Origin of the sequence: Bacillus sp. BD59S, from assembly GCF_007363175.1 — a bacterium.
In the GTDB taxonomy this organism is placed as follows: Bacteria; Bacillota; Bacilli; order Bacillales; family Bacillaceae_G; genus Bacillus_A; species Bacillus_A pacificus.
Genome location: NZ_CP034686.1, coordinates 3448863 through 3475117, shown reverse-complemented (window position 1 = coordinate 3475117; position 26255 = coordinate 3448863). Strand labels below are relative to the sequence as shown.

Here is a 26255-nt window from a genome sequence, read left to right as displayed (position 1 = left end):
GGAGGAGAAGTATGACGCAATATACCCCTATGATACAGCAATATTTAAAAGTTAAGGCAGACTATCAAGATGCCTTTTTATTTTTCCGCTTAGGTGATTTTTATGAAATGTTCTTTGAGGATGCAGTTAAAGCAGCCCACGAACTAGAAATTACATTAACGAGCCGAGACGGTGGTAGTAGTGAACGTATACCGATGTGCGGTGTACCGTATCATGCGGCTAAAAACTATATTGAACAACTTGTTGAAAAAGGATATAAAGTAGCGGTTTGTGAGCAAGTAGAAGATCCAAAAACAGCTAAAGGTGTAGTGCGCCGTGAAGTCGTACAATTAATTACGCCAGGAACGATGATGGAAGGGCGTACGATTGATGAGAAAGAAAATAACTTCTTAGCCGCATTAACACATTTTGAAGATGGATCATATGCGTTAGCTTGTAACGATTTAACGACTGGACAAAATACAGTAACGTTATTGACTGGTTCAGTAGAAGATATTTTATTAGAAGTGTATGCAACTGGTTCGAAAGAAATTGTTGTAGATTCTTCCTTTTCTAAAGATGAACTAAACAAGTTAACGGAAACGTTAAAAATGACGATTTCATATGAAGATGCAACGGCAATTCCTGAAGGGCTAGAACATCTTGTGAAAAACGTTTCACAAGCAAAGTTAATTAAAGCAGTTGGACGCTTATTTAACTATGTGATAAGAACGCAAAAACGTTCATTAGATCATTTACAGCCAGTGGAAATTTATTATACGAATCAATTTATGAAAATTGATGTGCATTCAAAGCGAAATTTAGAGCTGACAGAAACACTTCGAACGAAAGAAAAAACAGGATCATTATTATGGCTATTAGATAAGACGAAAACGGCTATGGGTGGTCGTATGTTAAAACAGTGGATGGAACGTCCACTTATACAGAAAGAACGAATTGAAGAGCGTTTAGAAATGGTTGAAACGTTTGTAAATGATTACTTCTTGCGTGAAGATTTAAAAGAAAAGTTAAAAGAAGTATATGATTTAGAACGTTTAGCAGGGAAAGTTGCATTTGGTAATGTTAATGCAAGGGACTTATTACAGTTAAGACGATCTTTACTGCAAGTACCAGCTATTTTAGAAGCGATTAGTTTGTTAGATAACGCGTATGCAGCGAGATTAATTCAAGGTGCAGATCCATGTGAGAGCTTAACAGAATTACTAGGAAGAAGTATTCAAGAAAATCCACCGCTTTCTATTAAAGATGGAGATATTATTAAAGATGGTTATAATGACAAGCTCGATCAATATCGTTACGTGAGTAAAAACGGAAAAACGTGGATTGCTGAACTTGAAAAACGAGAACGTGATATTACAGGAATTAAATCGTTAAAAATCGGATACAACCGTATTTTCGGTTACTACATTGAAGTAACGAAAGCGAACCTTGGAGCATTACCAGAAGGCCGCTACGAGCGTAAACAAACGCTTGCTAATGCGGAACGTTTCATTACAGATGAACTAAAAGAAAAAGAAACATTAATCTTAGAAGCTGAAGAAAAAATTGTACAACTAGAATACGATTTATTTACAGCGCTTCGTGAAGAAGTAAAAGTATTTATTCCGAAATTACAGCATTTAGCGAAAGTGATTAGTGAATTAGACGTACTGCAAAGTTTTGCGACAGTGAGTGAAGAGGAACAGTTTGTAAAACCTGTACTAACAACGAAGCGTGAAATTTTCATTAAAGATGGTCGTCATCCTGTCGTTGAAAAAGTATTGAACGGGAAATTGTATGTACCGAATGATTGTATTATGCCAGAGAATATGGATGTATTTTTAATTACAGGACCGAACATGTCTGGTAAAAGTACGTATATGAGACAATTAGCACTAGTAACGGTTATGTCGCAAATTGGTTGTTTCGTACCAGCAACAGAAGCAGTATTACCTGTATTTGACCAAATCTTTACGAGAATTGGCGCAGCGGATGATTTAATTTCAGGTCAAAGTACATTTATGGTCGAAATGTTAGAAGCGAAAAATGCAATTGCAAACGCATCAGAAAGAAGTTTAATTTTATTTGATGAAATTGGACGCGGTACATCTACGTATGATGGTATGGCACTTGCACAAGCAATCATTGAACATATTCATGACCAAATTGGGGCGAAAACGTTATTCTCTACGCATTATCATGAATTGACAGTGTTAGAAGAAAGTTTAGATCAACTGAAAAATGTACACGTTTCAGCTATTGAAGAGAACGGAAAAGTAGTATTCCTTCATAAAATTCAAGATGGGGCAGCAGATAAAAGTTACGGGATTCATGTTGCGCAACTTGCGGAGCTTCCAGATAGCTTAATTGCTCGTGCGAAAGAAGTGTTAGCACAACTAGAAGGACAGGAAGAAATTATTATTCCAAAGCGTACAGAAGTGAAAGTACAAGAAGTTACTCCAGAGCCTGTAGTTGTAAAAGAAGAACCAGTAGAAATACAAGAGACGAAGGTAGAGACTGAAGAAGAATCACAACTATCATTCTTTGGTGGAGAACAGTCCCCGAAAAAACAAGACAAGCCAGTTCTAGATGCAAAAGAAACGGCAGTACTTACGCAAATTAAAAAAATTGATTTACTTGATATGACACCTTTAGAAGCGATGAATGAACTGTATCGCTTACAGAAAAAGTTAAAGAAAGGATGAGTAAGTAGATGGGGAAAATTCGCAAACTCGATGACCAACTCTCAAACTTAATTGCGGCAGGGGAAGTAGTAGAGCGCCCTGCCTCAGTCGTAAAAGAACTTGTGGAAAATTCTATCGATGCGAATAGTACATCTATTGAAATCCACTTAGAAGAAGCGGGGTTATCGAAAATCCGTATCATTGATAACGGTGATGGTATTGCAGAAGAAGATTGTATCGTCGCTTTTGAACGACATGCGACGAGCAAAATTAAAGATGAAAACGATCTGTTTCGCATAAGAACACTCGGTTTCCGCGGTGAGGCATTGCCGAGTATTGCCTCAGTTAGTGAATTAGAATTAATCACTAGCACAGGTGATGCACCTGGTACGCACCTTATTATTAAAGGTGGAGACATTATAAAGCAGGAGAAAACAGCGAGCCGAAAAGGAACAGATATTACAGTACAAAACTTATTCTTTAATACACCAGCGCGTCTTAAATATATGAAAACCATTCATACAGAGCTTGGTAATATTACAGATATCGTGTATCGTATTGCAATGTCACATCCAGAAGTATCATTAAAGCTATTTCATAATGAAAAGAAATTGCTTCATACATCAGGAAATGGTGATGTAAGACAAGTACTTGCATCGATTTACAGCATTCAAGTTGCAAAGAAGCTTGTTCCAATTGAAGCGGAATCTTTAGATTTCACAATTAAAGGCTATGTAACATTACCAGAAGTAACGAGAGCATCTCGAAATTATATGTCAACGATTGTAAATGGTCGTTACGTTCGAAATTTCGTATTAATGAAAGCTATTCAGCAAGGATACCATACATTATTGCCAGTCGGACGATATCCAATCGGCTTCTTATCGATTGAAATGGATCCAATGCTAGTTGACGTTAACGTACATCCTGCGAAATTAGAAGTTCGTTTTAGTAAAGAACAAGAATTGCTAAAGCTTATCGAAGAAACATTGCAAGCAGCATTCAAAAAAATACAGCTCATTCCAGATGCGGGTGTAACAACGAAGAAAAAAGAAAAAGATGAAAGTGTGCAAGAACAGTTCCAGTTTGAGCATGCGAAGCCGAAAGAACCATCCATGCCGGATATCAATTTACCGACGGGCATGGATGAAAAACGAGAAGAACCACTGGAAGTGAAGCAGCCAGCACAACTGTGGCAACCGCCGAAGCAAGAATGGCAACCACCACAATCGCTCGTAAGAGAAGAACAAAATTGGCAACCATCTACAAAACCGATAATAGAAGAACCGATTCGAGAAGAGAAATCGTGGAACAGTAACGATGAAGACTTTGAATTAGAGGAATTGGAAGAAGAAGTTCAAGAAATAGAAGAAATTGAAATGAACGGTAATGATTTACCGCCGCTTTATCCAATTGGACAAATGCACGGAACATATATTTTCGCTCAAAATGATAAAGGCTTATATATGATTGATCAGCATGCCGCGCAGGAACGTATTAATTATGAATACTTCCGTGATAAAGTAGGACGAGTAGCACAAGAAGTACAAGAACTACTCGTACCATACCGTATCGATTTATCTCTTACCGAATTTTTACGTGTCGAAGAGCAACTAGAAGAACTAAAAAAAGTTGGACTATTTTTGGAGCAATTCGGCCATCAATCCTTTATCGTCCGCTCTCATCCAACTTGGTTCCCGAAAGGACAAGAAACAGAAATTATCGACGAAATGATGGAACAAGTCGTTAAACTAAAAAAAGTTGATATAAAAAAACTACGTGAAGAAGCAGCCATCATGATGAGCTGTAAGGCGTCCATTAAAGCGAATCAATATTTAACGAACGATCAAATATTCGCTTTACTGGAAGAACTTCGTACAACAACAAACCCATACACATGCCCGCACGGAAGACCGATTCTTGTGCATCATTCTACTTATGAATTGGAGAAGATGTTTAAGAGGGTTATGTAGGGATACTGTTCATAGAGAAAATGGTCTCTGGTTATTTTAATAAAATATAGAAAGAAATAAAAAGGAGCGATAGTAACAATTCGCTCCTTTTTCATATAATTCTTTTGCAACTATATTTTAAAAATTTATAAACTAGAGATAACCTCAACGTATGTATACTTTATATGTGCTTTCTCAATTTTTTGTAAGGGAAGAGTTTTTTTAATTTACAGACTTATCGGAATTATGTAAAGTGTAGATAAAACCATAAAATGGGGTGTTCTTTATGTGTACTAGTTTGACATTAAAGACAAAAAACGGTCAGCATCTTTTTGCAAGAACGATGGACTTCACATTAGATATGAATCAAGAAGTAATAATCATCCCTCGACATTACCAGTGGAATAATATAACTGGTGAAATCATTAATACGAAACATGCTACGGTCGGAATGGGAATTAATCATCAAGGAAGGATCATTATGGCGGACGGAGTAAATGAAGCAGGTATGACATGTGCAACACTCTATTTTCCAGGATTCGCTACGTATAGTCAAAGCATAGATGACAATAAAACGAATTTAGCTCCATTTGATTTTGTAACTTGGAGTCTGACACAATTCAATTCTGTCAAAGAGTTAAAGGAATCTGTAGATAGCCTTATCTTTTTGGATATACCATTACCGGATTTAGGACTTACGCCACCGCTACATTGGATTTTAGCGGATAAATGGGGAGATTGTATTGTACTGGAGCCGACAAATGAAGGATTAAAAATGTATGACAACCCAATAGGAGTGATGACGAATAGTCCGGAGTTTAATTGGCATTTGCAAAATTTAAGACAATATATTGGCCTTAAATCGCAGCCATTCGCGCCAACAGAGTGGAGTAATGTACGATTAAGTGCTTTTGGCCAGGGCTCAGGCTCAATGGGACTTCCAGGGGATTTCACCCCGCCATCGAGGTTTGTGCGGGCAGCATATGGCAAACAAAACATTCAAGGTATAGATAGCGAAGAAGAGGGAGTATCAGCCCTTTTTCATATCTTATCAAATTGCGAGGTTCCTAAAGGTGGAGTCATAACAGAAGAAGGTGCATTAGATAATACCATATATACAAGCGTAATGTGTATGGAGTCCGGAACATATTATTATCATACTTACGATTGTAGACAAATTATAGCTATTCATTTATTTCATGAAAATTTAGATACAGATGAGATTAAAGCCTATCCGTTCCAACGGACACAAAAAATATTTTATGAAAACTAAGTAGCTTTGAAACAACGTTTGGTAAATTTTTAAATATATATAATAGAGCAATAATGGCCTATATAATTCATGGGTGCTTCTTTAACTTTGTGATTTATCATAAATCTACTCCTTGCTCCGATGACTCCAACAAGTAAAGTTTTGCTGGTAGGCTTTATTTAGAAATAGTGAAGAACAAAAAAGGTGTGGAAAATATCCATACCTTTTTTGTTCTTCCATTATCTATGTATAAAAAAGCGCTGTATATCAGCACTTTTTAAAAGTACATGAGTTGTATAAGAAAGACTTATATATTACCTATAACTATGCAAGGTCTAATATAGATTCTTATTTAATTAATTGTTATAAGAGCCTATACGCTTATTTATTTTTATTATTATTAATTTTTTCCGTATATAGCACCTGCTCTTTATAATGCTTCTTAATTGGGAAAGTATGTGTACCAGAGCCGTTTTTGAAATTTTTATTGATAGGGTTTTTTAGCGGGATTGTTGTAGTTTCAGTAAATTCATATGGGTAGTTTATTTTAGATTTATCTTCAAACATGAAAATGCCTCCTTTTAGGATTTCCTGAATTCTTTACTATAACATGATATGCATATAGATTTTTTTTGGACTAGTTATTTATATAGGTTAATGGAATTTAATTACGAAACTACTGAAGTGTTCTAAGGCAAAACAATTCGAGAAAGATATTGTATGAATAGCTACTCACTATTGTTGTTGTTTAAATTATCATGGTGTATGTGGAATTCTGAAGAGACCTAGTATATCTGTCTATCAAACAAGCACTATATGACGAACTCTTTTATGTATAGGTGAAGTGAATCATGTATATATATTCGTTATAAATTGTTTTTATAATATGGTTTATATAGGTTTTTCCTGATAATATAATGCGGTGGGTTATAGTGTTATTAGGTTATTAGGAACATTTAATGCTGTTTCATAACTGAAAGGGAATTGAAAAAAAACTGAAACTTTTCTCATAAAAATTCAATCTTACTTTAAAAATGAAAGGAAAATGAAATTTTCCAAAAGATATTCTTTGTTAAGATAAAAAGCATACATACAAAAAAGTATTGACATATCTTAAAAATGTATTTTCAAGATATAGTGGGGGAAAAGATGAGAATAGAAAAACAATTAATAAAAAAGATGTATTATGAAACATTTCTAATGGAGAATGTAACAAAATCACCTCTTGACGTACTTGGAGAAGCTTATGTAAATGAAGAAAAAAATGAAATTTCTGATGGGTCTTATATTCGTTTTGCGCAAGGTGAATTTTATTATCAGCATCAAGATTTTGAAGCAGCTATTTTTAAATGGGAGAAGGTTAGTAATGAATTAGCACCATGGGCACAAAAAAATATTGCGGATGCTTATTTCGAACTGAATCAATTAGCAGTTGCTGAAAATGTTTATACTTCCATTGCTACTGATAATATAATATTGATGACAGAAATTAGGCTGCAATTACTTTCTCTTTACATAGAGCAAAATAATTTTGATTCCGCTTTCGCTGTTATTAAAGAAGCGGTTTCTTTAAATCCTGATTATCTGAATGTCACAAAAATTGCCCGTTCCTTTTATGAGGAGCAGCAAGATTTTGATAGTGCAGTAGAGCTTGCTGTGAATGAGTTAATTCGAACAGAATCTTATCCGTGGTTTGAGGTGTTAAAAGGATATATCGATAAAGGATTTACTAAACATATTTCACCAGATTATTTTTATGATGCATTAGTTACATTAAATCATGTAGATCAAGTACAATTTACGCAAATGGTTTCATCACTTTGGAACAGTTATAAAAATGAACAAAATTACTTATTGTGGCTTAACACAATAAATGAATTTTTCTTACATATTGAAATAGAGTCGTCCGATATATGGGACAAAATTTCTTCTCTTTACGAAGAAACATACTTTGCATTAATTCAAGGGCAATATATGCTTAAACAATTACACGATATCATTCCAAGTCTTTTAACAAATTGGTTAAAAGTAGTTAATCCGTCTTATGCTGTATTTCCATCAGCAGCTGTATTGGCATGGGATGAGATTTTTCCATCTAAAATAGATTCAGGCGATATACAACATGCGGAGAAGCTACTGTCATATTCTATGAATCATGTGAATGGTTTAGAGTACAGCCTACATCTTTTTGAATCTATTACACAGTGGGCACAAAAGAACAATATAGAAATAGGTCAACGATTTAGATGGTTAGTTGACGAACTTGCAGATTTAAGAACAAATCGTATTTTAGTAACAGGAACTTCAGGGAACGGAAAAACTACATTTATCAACTCTATATTAGGAGAAAATATATTAGAAAAATCAATTTCAAATGTAGTAGTTTTAAAAAATGATGCTCATACAGAAATTAACGCCATAACAGATGCTGCAATTACAACAACGGAAGATATCTCTGATTATCATAATATGATGTCTCAACACCATCAAACGTATAGAGATAGAGCATGTGTTGAATTTAAATTACCATGCAGATTTTTAAGTGAAAATAAAATTACATTTGTAGTTACACCCGGCTTTAATAGGAATAACGACACTAGGGATGAAGTATTTGAATATCTAAATTCCGTAGATGAATTATTGTTTGTATTGAATGCGGATTCACCTTTTACTGATAAAGAGCGTGATATTTTATTAAGCATTCAAGAACATACACCAAATTTACAAGTTCATTTCTTATTAAATAAAATCGATAACATTTATAGTGAAGCAGAAGTAAAAAGAGTATTACATGATACGGCAGCGAGAATAAACACATATTTCCCGCATGCGAGGATTCTCCCTTACTCTTCGTTATATACCAGTAATCAACAATTGAATGAGTTAACTGAGTTTATTCATTTTAACTTTAATTATAAAAATATTGATGCAGAACGTACTGAAAAGCTATTGTTCTTCATCCGAAAAACAATTACATATCTTTTAGCTAAACGCGTTGAAAAAGAAAACAATCTCGTGGATGCGATTAAGTGGAATGAAGATATGCTAGTGAAACTAAATGGTAGCATGAATAACCTTACTGCATTTGAGAGGGAAAAAATTCATTTCATTACACAATCATATCGTACAATGAAAACTGAAATTACGAATGATCTTACTGGAAATATTCCGAAGATATTACAGAGTTGTTCTGATTTAATGAGTGAAGAAAGCGATTTCGGTCACATGGATATGGAACTAAATAAAGCAATGAATGAAAGAGTGCATAAATATTTAGAACAAACTGTATTACCTAATCTTGCTCTTTCTATGCAAAATTGGATTGCAACTTCTCATAATGAGCTCATTCAAAGTCAGTCGTACTTAGAAGAACTTAGTGAAGGACTTAATTCTTTATTTGGAGAAAATCGAATACAGTTAGAATGTGATTTTAAAGTGCTTGATGACTGGCGCAGAGATACTGACAGAATGACGGCTAGAATACAAATGGATGAAGTAAATATTTTACGTCGATTTACGCCAGCCCAATTTTTACTGAAAAGTGCCGGTAAATTATTTGGAGTTCTTCCGAAAAACAAAACTATGCTATATAACAAATACAAACAGTATGTAGAAAATGAAGATTATACCGAGGTAACGGATTCTATTAGGAAGAAATTTTTCTTGCAATTTGAGCTGTTTGAAAACACACAAGAGCGAGATATTCATATATTCTTTAGGAATCCATTTAACTCCTTGAAACAAGCTGTAGAAAATATGCAATTAGAAATACAAGAAAAACAAGAGATGTTACATAAAATGAAATCAAATCCTGAAGTTTATCATGATTCTATCATGCTCTTTGAATTGAGATTACGTCAATGTGAAGTAATTTTACATATAGGTGATGATCATACTTATACAGATGTAACTTTAGAAACAAGTGCAGAATAAAAGTAAAAGATATGAGGTTTTTCATTTGAAATAGCATCATGTGTTATAAGAGATGAAAAGGGAGCAACTGTAATGAGTTGCTCCCTTTTCATATTCACATTATTTTTCAGTTTCTTTAATTTTAGTTTGTACTTCGCCAGTTTTAATTTTATTACTTTCTGAGAAACGTAGTAAATCTCCTTCAATAATTTTGTCAGACATTCGTAATTCATTTTGTGCACGGTTAATGAGTGCTTGTGCTTCTTTTTTTGGTAAATCTACAATTTCACCTGTTATGCGGTCATAGAAAATATTGTTTTTGTATGCATACTTGTCTGTAATGAAGCTACCATCACGTAAAACAACAAAACCGGTATATTCATCTGAAAACATATCATGACCAAAACGAATATCGTTCGTAGTATCAATTCCTAATAAATTGAGAATAGTCGGTTTCATATCGATTTGTCCCGTAGGCTTTGAAATCGTTTGACCTTCTGTTTGTCCAGGGACATGAATATATAAAGGTGTACGTTGTAAATTTAAAGTATCAAATTCTGTTATTTGATCTTTTTCTAAAAACTGTGCCATTGCGCGATTATGTTTTTCAGAAATGCCATAATGATCACCATATAAAACAATAATAGAATCATCATACATTCCCTCGGCTTTTAAACGCTCAATAAATTTTTTTATTGATTCGTCTAAGTAACGTGCTGTTACGATATAACGATCAAATACGCCATTACCAGAGTTATATGGTTCAATGAATTGTGTATCTTCATCATACGTAAATGGATAATGGTTCGTTAAAGTAAGAAAACGAGCGTAAAATGGTTGATCAACAGTTTTTAATATATCTACTGATTGATCAAAGTATTCGATATCTTTTAAGCCCCAATTTAAATTTGTTTCGGGCGTAATTTTGTAATCAAGTTCATTATAGTAACGATCATAACCGAGAGCAGAGTACATGATGTTACGATTCCAAAATGTGGCGTTATTCGCATGGAATACAGAAGTGAAATAACCTTGCTGACGTAGAATTTCTGGAGTCGCCGTATAATCGTTGTTACCGTGTGTGAAGAATACAGCTCCACGATTTAATGGATACAATGACGTATCGATTAGAAATTCAGAATCGGATGTTTTTCCTTGCCCAGTTTGGTGGAAAAAGTTATCAAAGTAATAGCTTTCATTTATGAATTCATTCAAAAATGGTGTAACTTCTTGTCCGTTAACTGTTGCTCCTATTAAAAAGGTTTGCAGGGATTCAAGAGTGACAACAATTACGTTTTTTCCTTTCGCTACACCAAACATATTAGGGTTCGGCTCACTTTGGTTTGCCTTCACGTAGTTTTCAGTTTCTTGTAATTTGCTACTATCAGCAAGTGCCTTTTGTGATCCTGCTTTTACTTGCAGTGTTAAATCATAAACTTGATGCGTGTATAGTCCTAAATTTTTAACAAGCATAACTCGATCAAATGATCTTGTTAATAGTTCAGGTCGCTCTTTTTCTGCAAGATGTAGATTAGCAAAAAATACACCAATCGTTAAAAGAAAATATAACAAGCGTGCCGGATGAGTTACACGTCCTGTTTGGAAGACTAATGACTTCTTCTTTAACAAAATAAAGAAGAAAATAATGTCTACGAATGCGAGTATAATTCTGTAGTTCAATATTTCTATAATACTGCCGCCTAATTGTCCGAAGTTTGATGTTTGTCCAAGTACTGGTAACGTAACGAAATCGCTATAAAAATCATAGAACATTACATTTCCAACGAGTACGATTGTTAATACGAAGTTGATACATAGCGCGATATAATTTCTTTTTTCACCGGTTGCAAATAATGCTAATCCGACAAAAGCTAATGATGTAGCGAGTGGACTAATAAACAAAATAAGCTCTTGTGTAGAAGATTCAATTTTTAAATCAAAACTGAACCTTGTAATAAGATATGTTTTTAACCATACTGCTAAAGCAATTATTAAAACAAAGCTTATATTTTGCATTTGTAAATTGATTTTATTTTTCATTTTTACTCCTTTTTTTTGCAATTTATTTAACTTGTGTTATATATTATGTTTTTATAACTATTATAGTATGCTGAACCATTTAGTTAATGGTTTCTAAAGGTAATAATATAAAGTATTCACATACGTACAATGAGGAATTTTAAAGCGTAAATCTATTTTTTAGAATAGAGCAGAAAAAGTCATAGTTGTAGTAAAAAATACTTATAGACATCCTAACATATTAAACACTATGATGATGTTACAAAATATCGAACAAATGAAAATGGAAATGAATAGAGGATTTTAAAACTGTTGACATTCAATTTGTTAGAATTGAATGTCAATGGCTATGTTAAATATGTATCTCATAAAACCCTGATTTTTTGTGGGGAAATAGTAAGTTATTACCATGGAAGTTAAAATATTTAATTGCAATCTGAATGAAGGAAATTAAATGTGAGATAAATATTTTCCAACATACAACCCACTTGCAGCAGCTTGAGATAATGAATGAGTGACGCCTGAACAATCCCCAACTAAAAATAGACCATGTATACTCGTTTCAAAATGATTATTGAGTTTTATCGTAGGGGCATAAAACTTTCCGTCAATTCCATATAATAAAGTATCTGTATCGATCGGTTCTTGGATGAATTGTTCTAATCGTAATAAAAATTCTTTAAGTCCTTCAATATATAACGGAGGAATTTCTGTATTCAAATCTCCATAATCTCCTTGTAGCGTAGGTTGTATACGGTTATATTTCATGTCGTTCGCTATTGTAGGCTGTTTATTTAGTAAGTCCTCTAAGCGCTGTATAACAATCCGATCTCGTCCTTGGTTAATGTTTTTAATAATTGAACTTGCATATATATTTGCTTCTTTGAGAGTTGGAAAATAGCGCGGGATGAATAAAGTGAAATTTAAGTTAGGTGTGCCAGTTCCTTTCTCTCGAAAATTTTGACCGTCAGGCATAACTAAACCTTCTTCGTACTTTCTAATAATGCGTCCTTTTGGATTCATACAGTACGTAGTCGCTGTGAAATCCTCATGCTCATAAGAAAGTTTAGTCTCAAATGTATCTTTTAATATAGAACGTAATTGGTGTTCTTTCATCTCTACTCTAATACCTAAATCTACACGAGTTTGTTCCTGAGAAATATGTAGAGAAGTGCACATCTCCTTTAACCAATCTGCTCCGGAACGCCCAGTTGCAAATACTAGTTGCCTAGATTGAAATGTTCCTTCATTTGTATCTATAGTAAAATGATCTTTCTGTTTCATAATATGTTGTACATCTATATGAAATTGTATATTTATTTTCGTAAGTAAAAATTCGTAGAGTTGCTGAAAAATTTCATTTGAAAGGGTAGTACCAAGATGCCGTACTTCTGTTGTTAGCATTTGTAAACCACACGATTCAGCTCTCTTATTGAGATTTGGATTTTCTGTAGAATATTTTGAAACTGAATTTCCTCCGAACTGACATAGAATTTCATCTACTTCAGCCATAAGTTGTATAAAGCCCTCTTTACCAACTTTTTGCTCAAGTTCTCCACCAAATCCGTTTGTATAATTAAATTTCCCTTCAGATTTTCCTAAACCAGCAAATCCGAAATATTTATCACATGTAGTACAATTACACGCTTTTCCTTCGTCTAAAGGACAATGGCGAGCTCCTAGCGCTTTACCTTTATCAAGAATTAAAACTTTTTTGTTACTTTTAACTAGTGAATAAGCCATAAAAATGCTACTTACTCCAGCACCGATAATTGTAACATCATACATATTCTTTCACCTGCTAACGAATAGTTTGTTTTTTATTTTTCTAGTGTATAACAATTTTATGAAGGTAAGAAATAAATTTTATTAATAAAGGGGAGTTTTTGAACTTGATGCTTTTTTAATTTCTTAGAGTGATGAAGTAAATACAAGTGTCTTTATTTACAAGAAGAATTAGTTTTCAAAGACCACTATATCACATGATAAATAAATTCTTACATACAAAAAAACAGACCTTTTAAGTGAAGAGGTCTGTTAATGATTTTAAATGTTATTTAGCGAAGACGTGGTTACCAATTACTGCTATTGTTTGACGTGTCGTAATCCACTTGTCTGTTGATGTTTTCGGGTTATAGAAATAAAGCCAATCAGAATGTATTCCATTTGTGGAGATAGCCTCTTCTACAGCCATTTTTGCTTCTGCGCTTGCAGGCTGATTAATTCTTCCATCTGTAACAGGAGTAAATGCATATCCGTATTTAATAGGTTCATAAATAACGCCTGTTATTGTATTTGGAAAACCTTTTGCGTTTACACGGTTTAGTATAACTTTCGCTACTGCTACTTTTCCTTTATACGATTCGCCACCTGCTTCAGCGGTAACTAAGCGTGCCATTAAGTCTTTTTCTTTTTCTGAAATACTTGAGTTGATTTTTAAATGTTGTCCTGTATAAAGCTTGTTTTCGATTGTGTTGTTCATTTGTTTTATAGATTGAACGGTAACATTGTAACGCTTTGCTATCGTTTCTAATGAATCTCCCGGTTGTACCTGATAAATAATTTGTCCAGAAATGTTCGCAGGCTTGGCGTTTTGGCGAACAGTGATTTCATTTGAGTTGACGGAACCCGGGATATGTAACTGTTCGCCAATGAAAGTTTGATCGTTTCCTTTATTATTAGCCTGTTTAATGGATTGTATTGAAACGCCGTATTGTTTACTAATGCTCCAAAATGTATCATTCTTTTTTACTGTGTGAATGGTAGAAGCTTCAGCTGTACTTTGATTACATACGAATGTAATTGCAGCTGCAGATAAAGGGATTATATGTTTTATTTTTAATAATTTCATTGTAAATCCTCCTAGGAAAAATAAGGTAAAACGGTTAAGAAATGTAGTTCAAAATGTCTATATATAATATTTTAATGTAAGTATATTAGCACATATAAAATAAATAATCATTATAAGTTTCTTATTTATTTAGTGTAGAGTCCGAATATGAAATATTGCATATGAAAATACATTGAAGTTCATATTGCTGATTACTATAATCTATTTAGTAGAAAGGGAATATGTTATATAAATAAAATCATTATAGATTAATATAATGATTAATTATTATTAATAGGAGGATTGATGTAATGAAAATATTTCAAAAAATGTGTACGTCAACTGTAATTATTACAACACTTTTAGGAATAGGAGGCACTGTCAATAGTGTACATGCTGATTCTATAGAACAGCAGAGTAAATTAGGAATAGAACAAGAAACAGATAAGCAAATCATTGTAAAATTTAAAGCGGATTTGAAATTTCCATATGAAGATGGTATTGAAAAACAAATACAATCTCAAACGAACGATAAAGTAATAGAAGATCTTTTGGCAGAATACCCAGATGTAACATTTACTCGTTTATTCACATCTGTAAGCCCGGAACAAATACAAAACCTTGAAGTGAAAGCACCTAATAATGTATCTACAAGTTTATTAAACTACTATATTCTTCAAACTCAACATGCTGGGCAAGAGGAAGAACAAGTAGATAAGTTAAAGACATCTTCTTTAATAGAAGATGTGTATATAAAGAAACAAGAAAAAATAACACCACCGGAAGTACAGCCATTAAGTGTATCTTTTAATCCTAATAACAATCCTAGATATGAAAAACAAGGTTATCTTGAAGCAGCACCATCTGGTATTAATGCACCTTTCGCCTGGGGAGTCCGAGGCGGTAATGGAAGTGATGTAACCTTTGTTGATATGGAATATGGATGGTTATTAAATCATGAGGATTTAGTACATCAAAATATTGAATTAATGTCTGGAAGAAATATAGATCAACATGTCGGTCATGGGACGTCTGTACTAGGAATTGTATCCTCTGAGGACAATGAAGTTGGGAATATTGGGATTGCGCCAAAAGCGAAAGCAAAGGTGATTTCTCAAATAAGAGATAACGGACAGTATAATACAGCTGATGCAATATTAAGTGCTATAAATCAGTTAGAAGCTGGGGATGTTTTATTATTAGAGGCACAAGCTTCCTTTGATGGGTATGGTGATAAATATTTACCTGTTGAGGTACAACCAGATATTTTTGATGCAATTCGTGCTGGTACAGATAAAGGTGTTGTCATTATAGAAGCTGGAGCGAATGGTTGGAATGATTTAGATCAATTTAAAGATAGAAATGGTAAACAAATTTTAAATCGTAATAGTAAAGATTTTAAAGATTCAGGTGCAATTATGGTAGGAGCGGGCTCTTCATCTTTCCCTCATGAACGTATGTGGTTTTCGAATTATGGAAGCCGTATTGATGTGTATGGTTGGGGAGAAAACGTAGATACAACTACAGCTGAGCAAAGTCGAAGTGCTGTAAATCTTTATACATCTAGCTTTAGTGGCACGTCAAGTGCTTCACCTATTATTGCCGGAGCAGCGACTTTAGTACAAAGCATTGCTAAAGAAAACTTAGGACAACCATATAGACCGAGTGAACTAAGAGCAATATTAAGCAACCAGAATACAGGAACAAAATCTAAAGATCCATATTCAGATAGAATTGGTGTTTTACCAGATTTGAAGTCTATACTAGTAAACTTAGGGTATGGACAAAGAAAACCAAACGGTGGAAATGAGTTACAAGTAACAGAAAATGAACCAAATAATGAACGTATACAGGCAAATAAAGTTAACTTTCATACACCGATGAAAGGGACACTATATAATAGTGATAGAGTAGATGTATTTACTTTCCAAATTGACTCGCCAGAAAATATTACTATTTCTCTATTAAATGAACAAAACATTGGGATGACATGGGTGCTTCATCATGAATTAGATTTAAATAACTATGTAGCATATGGTGAAAATGAAGGAAATGTAGTTAAAGGTACTTATAATGCAAAGCCAGGTAAATATTATTTATACGTCTATAAGTATGAGAATAAAGATGGTTCATATGTATTGAATAGAATATAAAGTAAACGAAAGGAACTTCAGGTGAAGTTCCTTTAAATTTTTCTAATTTAGGATATGTGAATGATTTTTTAACTTTACTTCTATGTAATATTTCATATTTATGAAATGTTATTTATTTTTTACTCACCAGATTATATTATATTCAATAAGTTTGATATAAAACAGAAAAAGGAGGAATAATAATGAGCAGTAAGAAATTTATTTTGAAATTATTCATATGTAGTACGATATTTATCACCTTTGTATTTGCTTTACATGATAAGCAAGTAGTTGCAGCAAGCTCTGTTAATGAGTTTGAAAATTGGTCAAAGTGGATGCAACCTATACCTGATAATATCCCATTAGCACGAATTTCAATTCCAGGAACACATGATAGCGGGACGTTCAAATTACAAAATCCAATAAAGCAAGTATGGGGAATGACGCAAGAATATGATTTTCGTTACCAAATGGATCATGGAGCTCGTATTTTTGATATAAGAGGACGTTTAACAGATGATAATACGATAGTCCTTCATCATGGGCCATTATATCTTTATGTAACACTGCATGAATTCATAAACGAAGCGAAACAATTTTTAAAAGATAACCCAAGTGAAACGATTATTATGTCTTTAAAAAAAGAGTATGAGGATATGAAAGGAGCAGAAAGTTCCTTTAGTAATACGTTTGAAAAAAGTTATTTTGTGGATCCTATCTTTTTAAAAACAGAAGGAAATATAAAATTGGGAGATGCTCGTGGGAAAATTGTACTACTAAAAAGATATGGTGGTAGTAATGAATCTGGAGGATATAATAATTTCTATTGGCCAGATAATGAGACGTTTACCACAACTGTAAATCAAAATGTACATGTAACAGTACAAGATAAATATAAAGTGAGTTATGATGAGAAAGTAAAATCTATTAAAGATACGATAAATGAAACGATGAACGATAGTGAGGATTTAAATCATCTATATATTAATTTTACAAGCTTGTCTTCTGGTGGTACAGCATGGAATAGTCCATATTACTATGCCTCTTATATAAATCCTGAAATTGCAAACTATATAAAACAAAATAACCCTACAAGAGTAGGCTGGATTATTCAAGACTATATAAATGAAAAGTGGTCACCACTGCTGTATCAAGAAGTTATAAGAGCGAATAAGTCACTTATAAAAGAATAAAGATGATGAGAGTAAGAAGCGATAAAATACGTCGCTTCTTATTGAAAATACAGTGTATCTTGGAAATGGAACAATTTTCGAGTTATCTCAATCGATGTTTCATTATGAAAAGGCCAAACTTTTAAATTGGGTCAATTTTAAGTGAAAAATGAATATCATTAACTTTACGAAAAAGCAACTGATCATAAGTGTTCAGTTGCTTTTTATTTTTAAAGTGGATGAGCGAAAAAATATAAAAGTGGTTGGTCCGTTTTTTGCAAACATCTATTATGATAAGAGAAGAAAGGTAGTATGTTATCAACGTTTTAAAGAGGAAGTTCTTAATAAAAATAGACTGGCCTTAGAGAGGTGAAAATACAATGAGCTTTGCGATTTCACTAGTCGTTATTATTGTAATTGTATCACTGTTTGGGACCGTGCTAGTTGCACGAAATGTAGAGGAGAATTACGGCAAGTCCACAAAGAGAAATGTGAAAAATTTATCTGCAATCTATATTGTCCTTCTTTTTGTTCTACTGCTAGGGGTAACATGGTATGCGGTAATAATTTGATAGTTTGTAACAGAACTGCAACGAGAGCATGAAGCTGGAATTTCAGAAGCTATCGAGTAATTAGAGACGGAGCTATTTTAATATATCCATTTTTGGATGAGAAAATGTGACTAATTAATACTATTTTTACGGTGAATACTGTTAGTAATAAATTGAGGATAGTTCGTTTTGAAAGGAGGCAACTATATGGAATGGAAACCAAATCGTGCAGATAAGACGCCTGTATATAAACAAATAGCGGATTATATTGAAAGGGGTATTTCTTCAGGTGAGTTTCCTTCTGACAGTAAGTTACCTTCTGAGCGTATGTTAGCAAAAGAATTACAGGTGAATAGGAGTACGATAGTAGCTGCATATGAAGAATTAAAATCACTTGGAGTAGTAGAACGGCAAAAAGGAAGCGGAACGAGGGTGAATACAGACATATGGGGTGTTTCACATAAACGAATACCAAACTGGGGTAGGTACGTCGAGGACGGGTCATTCTTACCTAATGTACCACTTGTTCAACAAATTCGAACGGAAACACAAAAAAATGACTTAATTAATTTAGCGAGTGGTGAATTGTCACCAGAATTAATTCCGAGTGATAGATTTCGAACGATTTTGTCGGAGAAAACATTTATGGAAAACCGCGGTTATGATCATCCACTTGGAAATGAAATGTTGAGAAAAACAATTGCGGCACATGTTCAGCAATATAAACAAATTGAAGCAGATTCGAATTCTATCCTTATTACATCTGGAGCACAACAGGCACTTAATCTTATCGTTCAATGCTTATTAAAACCTGGTGATGCGATTGCAATTGAGGACCCTTCGTATTGTTTTTCACTGCCGATATTTAAATCAGCTGGCTTAAAAATATTCCATTTACCTGTTGATCAGCATGGAATGAATCCAGATGACTTAATTGATTTGCATAAAAAGCATCGTATTCGTATGGTATTTTTAAATCCGGATTATCAAAATCCAACTGGAACCGTGCTTTCATTGGCAAGACGTAAAAAGATTTTAGAACTGTCTTCTGAATTTGGCATACCGATTGTAGAAGATGATCCGTATAGTTTAACTTCATTTAATGGTGAAGTGAATCCAACATTAAAATCAATGGATCAAAACGGGAATGTTCTTTATATAAGTTCACTATCAAAAATTGTGGCATCAGGATTACGGATTGGCTGGGTAATTGGCCCTACGCGTGTAATAGAGCGTTTAGCGGATGCGAAGCAGCAAGTTGATTTTGGCCATAGCGTATTTACACAGTGGGTGGCAAATCAATTTTTAGAATCAGAAGATTTTCATGCACATATTACAATGCTTCGTGGACAATTGAAAGAAAGAAGAGATGCGTTAATTAGAAAGCTTAAAGAAATATTAGGGGATCAGGTTGAATTTTTTGTTCCAGAGGGTGGAATACATTTATGGTGCAAAGTGCAAGGAACGTTTGATGAATATCATTTATTAGGCGAATCTATACGAAATGGTGTAGCGTTTGTTCCGGGAAGTGTTTTAGGTACTAAAAGTGAATATATTCGTTTTACTTTTGGGAGAGTAGATATCGAACAAATACAACTGGGAATTACGAGATTCGCGGAAACGCTAAATGAGATTTCATAATGGTGATGCGTAATATTGAAATGAGGGAAAGAAATGAAGTATGTGACACTTTTACTTCAAGTAGGTGTGCTCTATGTATTTAGTTTAGTTGGTACGTGGATTCAGGGAGAATTCCATCTATCAATGCCAGGGAGTTTAATTGGGATGTTAATGCTGTTTCTACTCCTCTATACTCGTATTTTACCATTAAAGTGGTTTGAGGAAGGGGCGGGAAAATTAATCGTATTTTTACCGTTATTTCTAATTCCTTCGACAACAGGGCTGATGGAATATGGGTCTTTTCTTTTCAGTAAGGGGAGTGTTATATTCCTTTTAGTAGTTGCAAGCACGACAGTAACTTTAGTTGTTTCAGGTTATATAAGTCAATTATTAGTAACATCAAAAAAATAAAATCGACAAGGTGCACGATCCAAATGGTCTTCATTATTATTACAATAGTAATTTATGTATTGGCGACAAAGTTATATAAAAAATTTACGTTTCCATTTATGTTACCGGTGTTAACAGTTACGGCAATTATGATTTGTTTATTTCTGACTTTTGATATTTCCCATCATGAGTATAGGGAAAATGGTGGAGATATTCTTTCTAGTTTATTGAGTCCTGCAATTGTAGCATTAGCGATACCTTTATTTAAAGAGCGAAAAATACTTATGAAAAACTTTTTGTCGATACTTATCGGTGTAGCGGTAGGTATAGTGGCTTTAACGAGTATGAATGTAGTGATTGGTGAGATGTTAAATATAGATAAGGAACTCATATTAACGACACTGCCGCAATTAGCGACGATGCCTATTTCCATTTCATTAGCGGATCAAATTGGTGGTATTCCATCTATGACTTCTAGTTTCGTAGTAGTTGCAGGAATAACAGGTGCTATTATCGGACCGACAGTACTGAAGTTTTTCCGAATAACAAGTGCGATTGGAAAAGGAGTGGGGATGGGGTGCGCATCACATATGATCGGTGTGAGTCGTCTCGTGAAGGAAGGCGAGAAAGAAGCGACGATTGGTTCGGTGACGATGATTGTAACCGGAATACTTATTAGTATAATCATACCGTATGGAACGAAATTTATATTTTAAAATGTAATGGAGATGATGAAAATGACAACATGGTTTATAGTTACATTATTTATTTTTGGTGCGATTAAAGTACTAGTTTCTAGTATGCCGACTTCTGTTGTAGAATCAATTATTAGTAGATTTGAATTGCATCAAAAACTTGAGGAAGAGAATACCACTATATTGATAGACGGAAAAAATATAGAGGGGGAAACGAAACTACAAGTTATTCATGAATTTAACGAAGCTTTATTTTTAGATAAACATTATTTTCCGCCGCACGGGGAAGGAACACCAATCGTTATTAACACGAAGAAAGGGAATAAAGAGATTCGATTTTCTCTGTATAGCCATGAGGAACATGTTGATGTAATCAAGCAATATAAAAAGAAAATCGTTGCCTATCGTTTGCGTTCAAAACGCCTTCAAAATCCTACATCATTAGCAATAACTGAAGATTATGCTTAAGAAGAGATCTATAACGGTCTCTTTATTTTTGTATGAAATGATATACTTTCCAGATAAAAGAAAAGAAAATCATATAGCCAAATAAAGAATATGTATGATTCCAATCCAAACTATGAATAAAGAAACCGAATCTTTCAGAAATCTGTTCAAAAATGCTAGCACAAATACCTATTGAAATAATAAATAGAATTCTAGAAACTGTAGATAATGTTTTTGAAATTTGTATGAAAATCGTTGTTAAAATTGGTAGTACAAATAAAGTAAAGCCAATGTTAATTGAAAATATGGATGAGAAAGGTCTAACCGGAAAGGAATACATTTGTTTCGCAACAAAGAAAGCATCTAAGAAAGTTCCGATAATAGAAGAGAATAAGATTGTAATAACTAATGCAAAAAGGTTATTCTTCTTCTCGAAGGAGGACGTTTTTCTTTGCAAGAATTGCCAACTCAATTTTTTCGAGTGTTTTACAGTAGTCTTCTGTAATTTGTCCATGTATCCTTTCCTCCTTATCGGTTAAATAATGTATGACTTGCCAGTCGTTAAACCAATCTGCATGTTCTGTTTCTTCATGTTTCATATTTTTCCATGCATACATAAGTGCAGGGCTATATATACGGTGGGCATCACTTTTTAATTGGCATTTCTTTATTCTTCGTTTATAAAACTCTCTTGAAAAGGATTCATTCACACTTGAAAATAAATGTGGCCAATAATCTTTTCGGGATCCAGTATGTGGATGAGTGTCAGCCCATTGTAGTATACGAGCTAAAACGTGTTCATCATGAAACAATAATGTATATAATCGTTTTCCGAGCAAAATTCGTTCGTGTAAGGAAGTGAAATGTTTCATTGTATCACCAATTAATAATGTTTTTTGTCCAGTATTTTCTTCAGAGAAAGGGAAGAGAATATGATTAAATTGAAAGAAATCAAAAAGTTTAAATCCAATACTATTTAGTACATTTTTTTTGAAGTATTTATTTTGAATCACTCTTTTTTCTAAGTAGTTTTGTTCATTAATAATAGTCGCAATCGTTAATATTTGTTTGTTTCCAGTTTTCCAAAAAAAGTTCCACATCGTTTCCATGAATGTTGACACATTGAGGTGAGGGAGGAGATGAAAAAGATTTTTGTTTTTTTTAACACTCTGTTCATATAATAAAAATTGTGGATACACATCTTGAAAGATAAGCCAATTACCCCGTTCTAAAAAAGAAAAGAAAGTAAATTGATCTTTCTCAGATAACAATTTCGTATATAAATCCCCCTTTAAATCTGTCATGTTCCAACCGCCGTTCCGCGATACCATATGTCCAAGCAATGCCCAATGTATTTCAGGATATCTTTTGTAAAATTGATAGTAAGCACGAGTTCTTGTAACATTATTTTGATTCAATAATTTTGTTCTTTCTTTAATTGTGTGTATGAATACTTCTTCTTCGTTCGAAAGGGGAGAAAGGAAGTTATTTACGTTGATGCATTTTTGTTTTAGCTCGTTTTTTATTGAGAAGAGGGATAGAGGAATGTTTTTGTAAAGTTTATGATTTGGATTGTCGTGGTGCATGTAATTCCCTCCAATTCAAGTCTGTTATCATAAATATATTAGTAACTACTTACATAAATGATATGTGGAGGAAATGAAAAGTTGCAAAGTACAAAAAAGGAAAGAAGAGTCCGTCTCTCCTTTCCTTTTCGTGTATGTATTTACGCTACAGAGAATGAACACCTTTTTTGAGAAGAGTAGAAAATGAATCAGCATGAATAGGCTTGCTGTAGTAGTAGCCTTGAATAAATTGACAATTATTTTTTTGAAGGAAACTCACGTGTTCTTTCGTTTCTACACCTTCCGCGATAACTGACATTCCTAATGTATTTGCTAATGTGATGATTGTTTTAATAATTTCCATTCCATCGTCACATGTTTCAGACATTGTAATAAATTCTCGTGGGATTTTTAACGTATCGATTGGATATAAAGGTAAGTAAGCTAGCGAAGAATAGCCTGTACCAAAGTCATCGATTGAAATATGAATCCCTAAACTTTTTAGTGTACGTAGTTTTATTAATGTTTCTCGCTCATCCATCATTGCAATTCGCTCTGTTAATTCAAGATCGAGAGAACTTGCTGGTAAGCCTGTATTTGCTAATGTTGCAGAAATAGATTTTACAAAATCTTCTTGTTCAAATTCTTTAGCAGATAAGTTTACACCTATTTTTAAATGTGAATATCCGAGTGCGTGCCAACGTTTCATTTGCTCACAGGCTTGCTTCAATGTCCACTTTCCTATTGGAATAATTTGTAGTGTTTCTTCTGCAATCGGAATAAATTCGTATGGAGAAATAATACCTAATTCAGGATGATTCCACCTAATTAAAGCTTCTGCACCAATAATTTTATTAGATTCACTATCAACTTGAGGTTGATACAAAAGGAACAATTCTTCATTTTGTATTGCGTTTGGTAAATCTTTTTCTAATCGTAATCGTCTTTCAATCTTTCTAGCGATTACATCGTCATAAATAGAGACGGAGTTAAGCTCTTTTGCCTTCGCATCATACATTGCAACATTAGCGTTTTTTAATAGTGTGGTGATATCGATTCCGGAATGTGGATAAATAGCGATGCCGATACTAAGTGATAAAGTTAATGTATGCTCATGTATGACAAAGGGTTTTTCCATACTTTCAAATAATTGATTACATAACTCGAATAAGGAATCTTCGTCAGTATAGTTTTCAATTAAGATTGTAAATTCATCACCGCCGATTCTTGATAGATGAATATGTGATGGAAGACATGATTGGAATCGCTTTGCTACTTCTTCTAATATGTAATCCCCTGAAGAATGTCCAAGTGTGTCGTTAATTACTTTAAAGCGATCTAAGTCCAAATATAATAATGCAAACTCGCTTTCTGTCGTTTTAGCATTTTTTATAATTCTTTTTAATTTCTTATGGAAAAAGGCACGGTTCCCAATTTTCGTTACAGTATCATGGAATGCTAAATATTTTATTTCTTCTTGCTGTTTTTTTAATGCAGTAATATCTTTCACCATAATATAGCTTCCTGAAATTTGTCCGTCTATCATAATAGGGACGATAGTAACGTATAAAAAATAAGTAAAGCCATCTTTATATTGAGAACTAAGTTGTAAGGATGCCGATTCTTGTTGTTTCACTTTTTCTAATGCAGATGCTAGTTTATGTTTATCTTCATCTAAAATAATTGAAAAACATGTTTCACCAAGTAACTCGTTCGTTGGTGCTCCAAGTAGTATACTTCCAGCTTTATTTACATTTAAGAATACACCATTTAAATCAATTGTAAAAATAGGATCAGGGTGATATTCATATAATGATTTGAATTTTTGTTGCTTTTGAGATAGAGCCTCTGATTTATGAACTAAATCTGAAGTCCGTAATGTAACTTTTTCTTCTAATTGGGCATTAAATACTTGTAAACGTTTGGTTAGGGAATTGTTTTGCATACGTACAATAGAATGACGAATGAGTACGAAAATAAAAGTAATACAATTTCCCGTAATGAGAGTGGAAGATGCTGTTTGTTCTTTTAACGTAAACCCGATTAGTATTGCAACGGCAAGATAAGGAAATACAACTAAAGCCTTCTTTCCTATTATAGGGTTAACAATGAAATAATTTTTATGGCTATTATGATCTTCTGAAATAGATCCAGCTATTGCAATAAGCAATACAGGTATTCTATATAAAAGACGTAATAATGTTATCGTTTCAGTTGATAAATGATTATTTAGGTAAAAATAAATATAGTTAAAAGTTGCAGAACTTATTAATACAAAAATAAAGATATAAATTTTCCGTTTGGAATTAAAAATTGTTGGACGGAAAAAGAGACTAACACCTAGTAGAAGAAATAATAAATCTGCAATTGGATATAGAAATGAAAGGAAAACATCTCCTAGTGAAAGAGAGAATATATTTAAATTTGGTTGATTAAATAAATACCACTCCAATGTGAATATGGAAGTAAGTACTATGCATATATCACAAATAAAGAACGCTTTTTCCCATTTATCGCATTCTTTTAAGATTTTATAGCAGAAAGCGATAAGACAAAAGAGTAGAAAAAACATGTAAAATACATCAGAAATTGTAAAACGATGTATTGGAATTTCGAAGAAGCTATCTTGATATGTATATACTATTTTTCCTAATAAAAAACTACCAATTGCTATTGTGATACATATCCAAAACGGATTTGAACTGACTTTTTTAGAATATATAGAGTAAATGAGTGATACAAATGTAATAGCTTCAACAATAAGTGAAGCGAAGCGTACATCTGAATTTGAAAAATGAGTAGGGAACAGATAGAAAAACATAAAATAGATTGAATAGCATATTAATGTCGCAATTAATATACATAGTTGTAAATTTTTATTTAATTTCAATAAAATCACCTTCTTTAATTATGTACTATATTCGTAATATCTATACATAATAATATTATTTAAGAATTGTATCAGATTTCCTTATAAAAATCATGCGTATAAGGAAAGTGATGAAGAGTTTAATACTTCTTAAAATTAAAAAAACATGGCGTTTGATAGTATGTA

The 26255-nt window shown here is 33.2% G+C and carries 18 protein-coding genes and 1 pseudogene; 12 read left to right on the top strand and 7 right to left on the bottom strand.

The annotated features are described in order from the left end of the window. The first annotated feature begins 11 nt into the window (after positions 1-11). The 3 genes from mutS to EKQ63_RS20080 all read left to right on the top strand — a co-directional run bounded on the left by mutS (position 12) and on the right by EKQ63_RS20080 (position 5888). Positions 12-2684 carry a DNA mismatch repair protein MutS gene (gene mutS, locus EKQ63_RS20090; protein WP_087954518.1) on the top strand — a complete coding sequence of 891 codons (2673 nt, stop codon included), beginning with the start codon at positions 12-14 and terminating at the stop codon, positions 2682-2684. Positions 2685-2692: 8 nt separating this feature from the next. Then, positions 2693-4636: a DNA mismatch repair endonuclease MutL gene (gene mutL, locus EKQ63_RS20085; RefSeq protein WP_087954519.1), complete on the top strand. Its 1944-nt coding sequence runs from the start codon at positions 2693-2695 to the stop codon at positions 4634-4636. A 265-nt stretch (positions 4637-4901) separates the two neighbouring features. Next, positions 4902-5888 (top strand): choloylglycine hydrolase family protein, encoded by a 987-nt coding sequence (locus EKQ63_RS20080; RefSeq protein WP_087954520.1) that lies wholly within the window; start codon positions 4902-4904, stop codon positions 5886-5888. A gap of 360 nt (positions 5889-6248) precedes the next feature. On the opposite strand, the gene EKQ63_RS20075 is transcribed toward EKQ63_RS20080, so the two are convergent. After that, positions 6249-6434, bottom strand: a complete 186-nt coding sequence (locus tag EKQ63_RS20075; protein ID WP_000461128.1) for a hypothetical protein — start codon at positions 6432-6434, stop codon at positions 6249-6251. A 582-nt stretch (positions 6435-7016) separates the two neighbouring features. Between EKQ63_RS20075 and EKQ63_RS20070 the strand changes: the two genes are divergently transcribed. After that, positions 7017-9800: a dynamin family protein gene (locus EKQ63_RS20070; RefSeq protein ID WP_143881466.1), complete on the top strand. Its 2784-nt coding sequence runs from the start codon at positions 7017-7019 to the stop codon at positions 9798-9800. A 99-nt stretch (positions 9801-9899) separates the two neighbouring features. On the opposite strand, the gene EKQ63_RS20065 is transcribed toward EKQ63_RS20070, so the two are convergent. The 3 genes from EKQ63_RS20065 to EKQ63_RS20050 form a co-directional block, all read right to left on the bottom strand. After that, positions 9900-11819, bottom strand: a complete 1920-nt coding sequence (locus EKQ63_RS20065) for an LTA synthase family protein (RefSeq protein WP_143881465.1) — start codon at positions 11817-11819, stop codon at positions 9900-9902. Positions 11820-12248: 429 nt separating this feature from the next. Then, on the bottom strand, positions 12249-13586 hold the full coding sequence (locus EKQ63_RS20055; RefSeq protein ID WP_087954523.1) for an NAD(P)/FAD-dependent oxidoreductase: 1338 nt from the start codon (positions 13584-13586) through the stop codon (positions 12249-12251). A 265-nt stretch (positions 13587-13851) separates the two neighbouring features. Further along, a complete protein-coding gene (locus tag EKQ63_RS20050; protein WP_143881464.1) occupies positions 13852-14649 on the bottom strand; it encodes a cell wall hydrolase in 798 nt (265 codons plus the stop codon). Positions 14650-14939: 290 nt separating this feature from the next. Here EKQ63_RS20050 and EKQ63_RS20045 point away from each other — a divergent pair, with 290 nt between their 5' ends. The 8 genes and pseudogenes from EKQ63_RS20045 to EKQ63_RS20005 all read left to right on the top strand — a co-directional run bounded on the left by EKQ63_RS20045 (position 14940) and on the right by EKQ63_RS20005 (position 21656). Continuing rightward, a complete protein-coding gene (locus EKQ63_RS20045) occupies positions 14940-16781 on the top strand; it encodes a S8 family peptidase (protein ID WP_143881463.1) in 1842 nt (613 codons plus the stop codon). 182 nt (positions 16782-16963) lie between these two features. Beyond that, a complete protein-coding gene (gene plcA / locus EKQ63_RS20040) occupies positions 16964-17953 on the top strand; it encodes a phosphatidylinositol diacylglycerol-lyase (protein WP_087954526.1) in 990 nt (329 codons plus the stop codon). Between the two features lie 31 nt (positions 17954-17984). Beyond that, positions 17985-18098 (top strand): annotated as a pseudogene (locus EKQ63_RS20035) (GntR family transcriptional regulator); the annotation flags it as partial. Positions 18099-18312: 214 nt separating this feature from the next. Then, positions 18313-18504 carry a hypothetical protein gene (locus EKQ63_RS20025; protein ID WP_000006463.1) on the top strand — a complete coding sequence of 64 codons (192 nt, stop codon included), beginning with the start codon at positions 18313-18315 and terminating at the stop codon, positions 18502-18504. A gap of 186 nt (positions 18505-18690) precedes the next feature. Continuing rightward, positions 18691-20124 (top strand): MocR-like pyridoxine biosynthesis transcription factor PdxR, encoded by a 1434-nt coding sequence (locus EKQ63_RS20020; RefSeq protein WP_143881462.1) that lies wholly within the window; start codon positions 18691-18693, stop codon positions 20122-20124. A 33-nt stretch (positions 20125-20157) separates the two neighbouring features. Continuing rightward, complete coding sequence (locus EKQ63_RS20015) at positions 20158-20514, top strand: CidA/LrgA family holin-like protein (protein WP_087954529.1); 357 nt, start codon at positions 20158-20160, stop codon at positions 20512-20514. Between the two features lie 23 nt (positions 20515-20537). Next, complete coding sequence (locus EKQ63_RS20010; protein WP_087954530.1) at positions 20538-21209, top strand: LrgB family protein; 672 nt, start codon at positions 20538-20540, stop codon at positions 21207-21209. Positions 21210-21230: 21 nt separating this feature from the next. After that, positions 21231-21656 (top strand): YfmQ family protein, encoded by a 426-nt coding sequence (locus EKQ63_RS20005; RefSeq protein ID WP_087954531.1) that lies wholly within the window; start codon positions 21231-21233, stop codon positions 21654-21656. A gap of 22 nt (positions 21657-21678) precedes the next feature. Here the strand turns inward: EKQ63_RS20005 and EKQ63_RS20000 are convergent, their stop codons facing one another. The 3 genes from EKQ63_RS20000 to EKQ63_RS19990 all read right to left on the bottom strand — a co-directional run bounded on the left by EKQ63_RS20000 (position 21679) and on the right by EKQ63_RS19990 (position 26090). Beyond that, positions 21679-22092, bottom strand: a complete 414-nt coding sequence (locus EKQ63_RS20000) for a CBO0543 family protein (protein ID WP_173601311.1) — start codon at positions 22090-22092, stop codon at positions 21679-21681. Then, positions 22055-23221, bottom strand: coding sequence for a DUF2515 domain-containing protein (locus tag EKQ63_RS19995; RefSeq protein ID WP_087954532.1), 1167 nt, complete (start codon positions 23219-23221; stop codon positions 22055-22057). The genes EKQ63_RS20000 and EKQ63_RS19995 overlap by 38 nt, the downstream gene beginning before the upstream one ends. 145 nt (positions 23222-23366) lie before the next feature. Continuing rightward, complete coding sequence (locus tag EKQ63_RS19990; RefSeq protein ID WP_140421290.1) at positions 23367-26090, bottom strand: sensor domain-containing phosphodiesterase; 2724 nt, start codon at positions 26088-26090, stop codon at positions 23367-23369. Positions 26091-26255: the final 165 nt, after the last annotated feature.